This window comes from Scytonema sp. PCC 10023, from assembly GCF_963920835.1.
Taxonomy (GTDB): domain Bacteria; phylum Cyanobacteriota; class Cyanobacteriia; order Cyanobacteriales; family Nostocaceae; genus Kalymmatonema.
The window spans coordinates 80,489-89,068 of sequence record NZ_CAWUDP010000041.1; the positions used below are offsets into that span (position 1 = coordinate 80,489).

At 45.6% G+C, this 8,580-nt stretch carries 3 protein-coding genes; all 3 read left to right on the forward strand.

Annotated elements, in window-relative coordinates; translation table 11 throughout:
- Positions 1-9 precede the first annotated feature (9 nt).
- A complete protein-coding gene (locus ACM0OZ_RS23995; protein WP_414585324.1) occupies positions 10-1,563 on the forward strand; it encodes a sugar ABC transporter ATP-binding protein in 1,554 nt (517 codons plus the stop codon).
- The gene (locus ACM0OZ_RS24000; protein WP_414585325.1) at positions 1,560-2,558 is read left to right on the forward strand and encodes an ABC transporter permease subunit; all 999 of its coding nucleotides are present in this window, start codon (positions 1,560-1,562) and stop codon (positions 2,556-2,558) included. The genes ACM0OZ_RS23995 and ACM0OZ_RS24000 overlap by 4 nt, the downstream gene beginning before the upstream one ends.
- 1,026 nt (positions 2,559-3,584) lie before the next feature.
- Positions 3,585-8,333, forward strand: coding sequence for an eIF2A-related protein (locus ACM0OZ_RS24005; protein WP_414585326.1), 4,749 nt, complete (start codon positions 3,585-3,587; stop codon positions 8,331-8,333).
- Positions 8,334-8,580: the final 247 nt, after the last annotated feature.

Below are 8,580 nucleotides of genomic sequence, written 5' to 3' on the forward strand. Positions count from 1 at the left end.
GAATTGCACATGACAACGGATATTGCACCCTCCCTTCCTAATGTACCGAGCACGACCCCAGTGCTGGAAATGCAAGGGATTACGAAACGATTTCATGGTGTACCTGCCCTCCAAAATGTCAATCTCACGATTTATCCAGGAGAAGTTCATGCCCTGATGGGCGAGAACGGGGCAGGGAAAAGCACATTGATGAAGATTCTTGCAGGGGCTTACATTGCCGATGAAGGCGAGATTCGCATCAATGGTAACCCTGTGAAAATTACCGATCCGGGTACGGCGCGACAAGCGGGTATTAATCTGATTTATCAAGAACTCAATGTCGCACCCAATTTAACCGTGACCGAAAATATTTTTATGGGTAGCGAGTTGCGGCGGGGTCAGTTTTTAGACCGCCAAGCTATGGAGCGTGAAGCACAGCAAGTGCTCCAAAGCTTGGGAGCCAGTTTTGCATCAAATGATGTCGTTGGCACTCTCTCTATTGCCGAACAGCAACAAGTTGAAATTGCTCGGGCGCTGAAAGACAAAAGCCGCATTCTGGTGATGGATGAGCCAACGGCTGCACTGTCTGACCGGGAGACTGAGCGGCTATTTGAAGTCATTCGCAAACTGCGCTCTGACGGCATTGCCATTATCTACATCAGCCACCGGATGGAAGAAGTGTATGCCTTGGCTGACCGGATTAGCGTACTGCGCGATGGTCAATATATTGGCAGTCTGACGCGGGATGAAATTTCTCCCCAACGATTGGTGCAGATGATGGTCGGTCGTCCCATGCAGGACTTTTACGAACATCAACGGCAAACAAACTTTGGTCCAGTGGTGCTCGAAGTCAGAAATATCAGCGACGGACGCAAGGTTCAACCAGCCAGCTTCCAGCTGCATGCTGGAGAGATTCTCGGTCTAGCGGGGCTGGTTGGTGCAGGACGCACCGAGCTATCTCGGCTAATTTTTGGTGCTGACCGCAAGGTCAGTGGTGAAGTCTTCCTGGATGGGAAAAAACTCAATATCAATACGCCCGGTGATGCCATTGCTGCCGGAATTGGCTATGTTCCGGAAGACCGCAAAGACCAGGGATTATTTCTGGAGATGAGTTCGCGTAAAAATATTGCCCTCAACAGGCTGAAGCAGGATGCAAAGGCTGGCATCGTTAACTGGCGTTCAGTCAATCAGATTGCAACGGAGGCGGTGGAAAACTTCCATATCCGGCTTGCCAACCTAGAAATCAGAGCGGTGGATCTTTCCGGGGGCAATCAGCAGAAGCTTCTCTTGGCACGTTGGCTAGCCATTAAGCCGAGAGTATTGATGCTGGATGAGCCAACACGCGGTGTAGATATTGGTGCCAAAAGCGAAATTTACCGGATTATGAGCGAGTTGGCAGCACAAGGTATTGCTATTTTGATGGTTTCCAGCGAACTACCGGAGATTGTCGGGATGAGCGATCGCGTCCTAGTGATGCGAGAAGGGCAGCTGGTAGGTGAACTTGATGGCAGCCCTGGCAAAGAGATTACCCAAGAAAAGATTATGCACTATGCCACTGGAGCAGCGGAGGTACTAGCATCATGAGTCAAACCTTAAGACCTGTCAAAAATAGACCTGGAGAGCATCCAAAGTCGGCTCAGCGTAAATCAGGCAGCAATCTGCTTCAGGTTCTAGGAATTCTGCCAATTCTGGTGCTTATCTGCATCCTGTTTTCCTTGCTTACCCCCAACTTCCCCACACCGGGTAACGTCGTCAATATATTACGGCAGGCATCAATCAACATTGTGCTGGCAACCGGGATGACGTTTGTGATTCTCACCGGAGGCATTGACCTTTCGGTTGGGTCAATACTGGGTGTTTCTGCTGTCGTTGCAGTGCTGGTATCGCTGATTCCAGGTCTGGGTTGGGCGGGTGTGCTTGCTGGTCTGCTGACAGGATTGCTTCTGGGCTTACTCAATGGTGCTCTGATCAGCTTTTTGAATGTGCCGCCTTTTATTGTCACCCTAGGTTCACTTACGGCATTGCGGGGTGCTGCCTTTTTGGTTGCTAATGGGACAACTGTCATCAACCGTAACCTAAATTTTGCTTGGATAGGTAACAGCTATTTGGGTCCTATTCCGTGGTTGGTAGTGATTGCCCTGCTGGCTGTTGCAGCGAGTTGGTTTGTCCTGCGGCAGACTGTTTTGGGGGTGCAAATCTACGCTGTAGGCGGTAACGACCGGGCAGCACGCCTCACTGGTATCAAAGTCAATCGTGTGTTGCTGTTTGTTTATGGCGTCAGCGGATTGCTGGCAGGTTTGGCAGGAATTATGAGCGCTAGCCGCCTTTATAGTGCGACTGGTATGTTAGGTCAGGGTTACGAGTTGGATGCGATCGCCGCTGTCATTCTTGGTGGAACCAGCTTTACAGGTGGTATTGGGACTATTGGGGGAACCCTTCTCGGTGCGTTGATCATTGCCGTTCTCAACAATGGTCTGACCCTGCTGAATATGTCTTATTTCTGGCAACTCGTCGTCAAGGGTCTGGTGATTATTGTGGCGGTGACAATCGATCGGCTTCGCAGACGTTCTGGGCGATGAAGAATTGAAAATGCAAAATTAAAAATGGCATTGCTATAACGGTTTGCAACTTTTGTAACTGGAGTTTCTGATTTGTTTAACAGTTTCGCACCGAGAACTAGTCTAAACTCCAGTGTCTAGTTCTTTTTTTTACATAATAGATTCAATGAATAATTGTACTTCTTCATGATGTATAAGCTAACCAATAGAACTTGAAAATTTTCGTATAAAAAGTAGAAAAAAGTCTCTCTAGTGATAAGTTTGAACAACTTGAAGTCTAGTTTATTAGAAAGTTCTATTGGTACTATTTAGGGCATAATAATATTTATTTTAAGGTTGGTAATACTTAGCTATTAGCGCCATAAATTATAACATTTTAGACATATCAAGTCAGACATCTACTAAAATACTGTTTAAATAGAGTGTATTTAGTTTTCAAATAGTATTTACTACGAAATCAACATTTTTACACTTGTAGCTATGTATGAGATTGGATAAAAGAGTGCGATTATCGCACCAAGCTACGCTCTTTTACAAGAGGGTAGAGACAGGATCTGAAAAGTCCCCCAATGGTAGTTGATCGGTATGCATAAACTAAGGCTTATTTTCCGCCTACAAGCCACTTGTGACTACTATCTGGGATAGTCTTACACAAAATTTACAGGACTTACGCACTGTACACAAAGATTGGACCCGTGCATAACGTGCGCGCTCGTGAGGGAAGCATTGTCTGGATCTGCGGCTCAAGAGCACTGCGGCTGCAAAATATTTTAGCTATCTACAATCCACGTTTCATCTTACTTAAGTGCATAAGTTGATTTCACTTACACCTACTTAAGAATGCAGCTATGAGGACTTATGTCTTCTAGGTTCAAAACCCCGACTTTGTTGAGGAGATTTATGTCTTATGCACTATGGCATATTTCATACAATCAAAAATTTCTTAATGCATAAGTTCTAATTTCTTAATACTTTTTTATTTTTTATTATTCATTTTTTAAAAAACAATAGTGATGGGGTCGGTGAACTAATCTAGGGTGCTAATTTATGGAAATATGGGTAAACTTGGAGTTTGGTGACGGGGACTTTGAGCGCGGCTTTGGTAAAATTAATCTTAAGGTGACGGTAGCAAATGCACAGGAGAATATCACACAACTCGAAGTGAAATTACCTCCAAATACAGAAATTTTAGTTTCCTATCAACGTTGGAAAGAGCAATACTACTCGTTACTTAACCATTCCAGAGGCAGGTTTAAAAATAGCCAAGTCACTCATATATCCAAAACGGATTGTGATAATTCTGCTCAGGGTTTATGCCGTCACCTTCATCAGTGGCTTCACCCCATTCAGTCAAAATTAGAACAAGCACTACCACAAGACTCTCAACCTGAAATTCGTCTATTTATCCACACTGAGAAAATTGCCTGCCTTAGCACCAAAGACATGTTACATCGACTACCTTGGCAGGAATGGGGTTTTTTCGCTCAAAAGTTTTTCTGTGAAGCGGCTGTTTGTTTTCACTCTTCTGTTGCAAGTACTACGATATCGGAAGAATCACCGACTTCTGGTAAAATTAGAAGAGCTAGGATTATCAGTATTTTTGGAGACAGTACAAATATTGATACCAGTGCAGATAAAGAATTACTTGAAAAATTGAAGAAACGGTCGGCAGAACTCATCGTTCTTACAGAACCAAATCGTTCCGATTTTAATACGCTTTGGGAAGAAGCCTGCGATATCCTGTTTTTTGCGGGTCATAGCGAAACAAAAGGTGATGGTCAAACAGGCGTAATAAATATTAATCCCAATGATAGTTTAAGTTTGGCAGAAATCAAAAGAACACTGAGGGCAGCTATTAACAAAGGTTTAAAATTAGCAATCTTCAATTCCTGCGATGGTCTAGGTTTAGCAAGACAATTAGCAGATTTAAACTTACCTTATATTATTGTCTGGCGCGAAGAAGTACCAGATAAGTTAGCACAAAAGTTTCTCCAATATTTTTTAAGTTCTTTTTCACAAGGTGAATCTTTGTTTAATTCAGTTCGACAAGCAAGAGATAAGTTGAAAGAACTTGCAGACGACAAAGATATTGAGAAGCGGCTACCGGGGGTAAGCTGGTTGCCAATGATCTGTAAAAATACAACTGAGCTTTCACCGAGTTGGGAAGATTTAGGAGGACTTTCTGGTGAACTTCCTGATTGTCCCTATCAGGGTTTATCTGCGTTTCGCCAGGAAAATGCAGATTTCTTTTTTGGTAGGCAGAAGTTTATTGCTTCTTTGGTGAAAGCAGCCAACAGCAACCCGCTAGTACCTGTCGTTGGTGCTTCTGGGAGTGGGAAGTCGTCTGTGGTGTTTGCAGGGTTGATTCCTCGTTTACAAGCTGCTGGCAATGTAGAGATAATCAGTTTTCGTCCGGGGAAAAATCCGTTTGATGCTTTGGCTGTGGCGCTGAGCAAATATTGCAAGTCTGTGGTACAACAACAACCAGAAGCATCAGGAGAAGCTAATAGCAGGTTAGCGGAACTAGAATTTGAGGTAAACCTGCGACATGATCAGACAGTATTACGCCATTTTATTGAAAATATTATTAACTCCTCAGGATATCGGCGTTTGGTGTTAGTGGCAGACCAGTTTGAAGAACTTTACACTCTTGCTGCCCAGAAAGAACGCCACAGTTTTTTAAAGTCACTGCTTTGGGCTGTAAGATATGTTCGGGCGTTTACGCTGGTGTTGACGCTGCGAGCGGATTTTTTGGGAATTGTGCTTGATGATCAGTCAATGGGAAAGGCTTTGCAACAATACCCCCCATTGTTACTGACTCCAATGGACTCTGAGGAATTGTGCGATGCGATTGAAAAACCAGCTTTAAAAATGAAGGTGGAACTGGAGGAGGGGTTAACAAGTAAACTCATTAATGATGTGGGTAATCACCCTGGTCGTTTACCAATGCTGGAGTTTGCCTTAGCTCAACTGTGGTCGAAACAGAAAAATTGGTATTTGACTCATAAGGCTTATGAAGAAATTGGCGGTTTAGAAAAAGCTTTAGCAAAACATGCAGATGAAGTATTAAAGTCGCTATCTGCTGTGGAAGAACAGCAAGCAGAAAGGGTATTTATTCAGTTAGTGCGTCCAGGGGAAGGTACAGAGGATACCAGGCGTGTGGCGATTCGTACTGAGGTGGGGGAAGAAAATTGGGATTTAGTCAAACGTTTAGCTGATGCGCGTTTAGTGGTGACTGGGTGGGATGCAGCTGAGGAAATAGAAACAGTAGAAATCGTCCATGAAGCATTAATTCGGGAATGGGGAACTCTGCGGGAATGGATAACAATTAACCGTGAGTTTCGCATTTGGCAAGAAAGGTTTAAGCAAGATGTGCGTGACTGGGAAAATAGTAATCAAAACCCAGAAGCTCTATTGCAAGGAACGCGGCTAGCCGTAGCAGAAGATTGGTACAAACAACGCAAAGATGAACTAACACCACAAGCGCGAGATTTTATTACCGCTAGTATTACATGGCGCAAACAACAGCAGCAAAAACAGAGGCTGAGACGAAAGCTAACTATTTTCGGGCTTACTGGTGTTTCGCTGGTAGCCTTGATGCTCGCTGGGGCAGCTTGGTGGCAATGGCAGAATTCAGCGCAAAGTGAAGTCAAAGCTATTAGCGAATCATCAACAGCGCTATTTGCCTCAAATCAAAAGTTGGATGCGCTCATACAAGCAATCAGGGCTAAGCGAAAACAGCAAAAGTTAGGGATGGTGGACGCAGAAACTAAGAATCAGGTTGAATTAGTATTACGGCGGGCAGTTTATGGGGCGGTAGAGTACAACCGCTTGTTAGGGCACAATGGTGAAGTCAAGAGCGCAGTTTTCAGCCCAGATGGTAACATAATCGCCTCGACGAGTGATGACAATAGCGTCAAACTATGGAGCAAAGACGGCACGTTGCTGAGAACCCTAGAGGGGCATAGGGCTACGGTTTACAAAGTTGCTTTCAGCCCCGATGGTCAGACTCTAGCTTCAGCAAGTGCAGACAAGACCACTAAACTGTGGAACAAAGACGGCAAGTTGCTGGCTACTCTTGAGGGACATGACGCTGGGGTTTTAAATGTTGCTTTCAGCCCACAAGGTAATACCCTCGCCTCGACGAGTGACGACAGTAGTGTCAAACTCTGGAGAGTGTCGGGGAGGGTGCCTGTCTTATTGACTACCCTCAAGGGACATAAAGCTCCGGTTGAAGCAGTTGCTTTTAGCCCCGATGGGAATACCATCGCCTCAGCAAGTGCAGACATGACCGTCAAACTGTGGAACAAGGACGGCACGTTGCTGACCACGCTCACTCGGCATAAAAGTATAGTTTGGGATGTTGCAATAAGCCCCAATGGGAACACAATTGCTTCGGCTAGTGGGGACAACACTATTAAGCTCTGGAACAAGGATGGCAAGTTGCTGAAAACCCTAGAGGGTCATCAAGCTCCCGTTTCGAGAATTGCTTTCAGCCCTGACGGTAAGACTCTAGCTTCGGCAAGCTGGGACAACACTGTCAAGCTTTGGAACAAGGACGGCACCTTGTTGACTACGCTTAATGGACATGGAGATAGGATTTGGGGAGTCACTTTTAGCCCTGACAGCAAGACTTTAGCCTCGGTAAGTGGGGACAAGACTATCAAACTCTGGAAACTAGATAGCGCGTTGCTGACTACCCTCAGAGGTCATAGCGCTCCGGTTATCGGAGTTGCAATCAGTTCTGACGGTAAGGCGATCGCCTCGGCGAGTGCCGATGGAACCGTCAAACTTTGGAAGCAGGATAGCACCTTACCTGTTACGCTCGATCATAAAGCTGCTGTTTACCGAGTAGTTTTCAGTCCCGACGGGAACACTATCGCCTCGGTGGGCTTGGACAGTACAGTCAAATTGTGGAACAAAAACGGCACCTTGCTAAATACTCTTAAGGGACATAAAGCTGGAAATTGGGGAGTTGCTTTTAGCCCCGACGGGAACACTATCGCTTCGGCGGGCTTGGACAGTACAGTCAAATTGTGGAACAAAAACGGCACATTGCTGAAAACTCTTGAGGGGCATCTACAACCGATTTGGGATGTTGCTTTTAGCCCTGACGGTGAGATGATTGCCTCGGCAAGTGCAGACAATACGGTCAAACTGTGGAACAAAAACGGCTCCTTGCTGAAAACTCTTGAGGGGCACAAAGCTGGGGTTTGGGGAGTTGCAATAAGCCCTGACGGCAATACAATCGCTTCGGCAAGTGACGACAAGACGGTCAAACTCTGGAAGCGAGACGGTGAGCCAGCGCTGCAGGAGGGTATCCCGACCCAGGCGACTGGTGAACCCCGTTCGCGTAGCGTGCCTGAAGGGCATAGGGGCACTTTGTTGACCACTCTTGAGGGACATGGGGCTACGGTTTTTGGAGTTGCTTTCAGTCCCGATGGTAAGATGATTGCCTCGGCGAGTGCAGACAAAACCGTCAAACTGTGGAAAGTGGAGACAGGCAAGTTGCCTGTTTTACTGACTACTCTCAATGGGCACAGTAGCAAGGTTTGGGGAGTAGCTTTCAGTCCCGACGGTAAAACGCTCGCCTCAGCAAGTGAAGACAAAACAGTGATGTTATGGAATTTAAATTTTGTCGTTGATATAAATAAGGTAATGGCGTATGGTTGCGATTGGGTGCGCGATTATCTGAAAACTAATCCCGATGTGAGCGAGAGCGATCGCACTCTGTGTAACAGGGCGATCGCACCTAAATTTACAAAAAATAAAGATAATGGGGTACATAGTTTCTAGGTGTAGCGTGTGAACTTACGGGGGTTTTATCTCGCGATCGCTTCGTTATCAGCTTGCCGTGAGATGCGACAGCGCACATGATCAGGATTTATCAGATTTTTAGTAGGAGTGTATTGGCTCGCCTATTTTAAAAAGCTCGCGTAGGTACTGCATAAATATCGCCTCCGGTTCTACCTTGGTTAATGTATGCCGCAAAACGGGTCGCGCTCTCTATCAACATCATTAGGTTGCAAATCCAATTCAGTGC

Excerpts from the sequence above, each read along its gene's own strand:
- ACM0OZ_RS23995 (WP_414585324.1), top strand. The coding sequence starts at position 10 with ATGACAACGGATATTGCACCCTCCCTTCCTAATGTACCGAGCACGACC.
- ACM0OZ_RS24000 (WP_414585325.1), top strand. The coding sequence starts at position 1,560 with ATGAGTCAAACCTTAAGACCTGTCAAAAATAGACCTGGAGAGCATCCA.
- ACM0OZ_RS24005 (WP_414585326.1), top strand. The coding sequence starts at position 3,585 with ATGGAAATATGGGTAAACTTGGAGTTTGGTGACGGGGACTTTGAGCGC.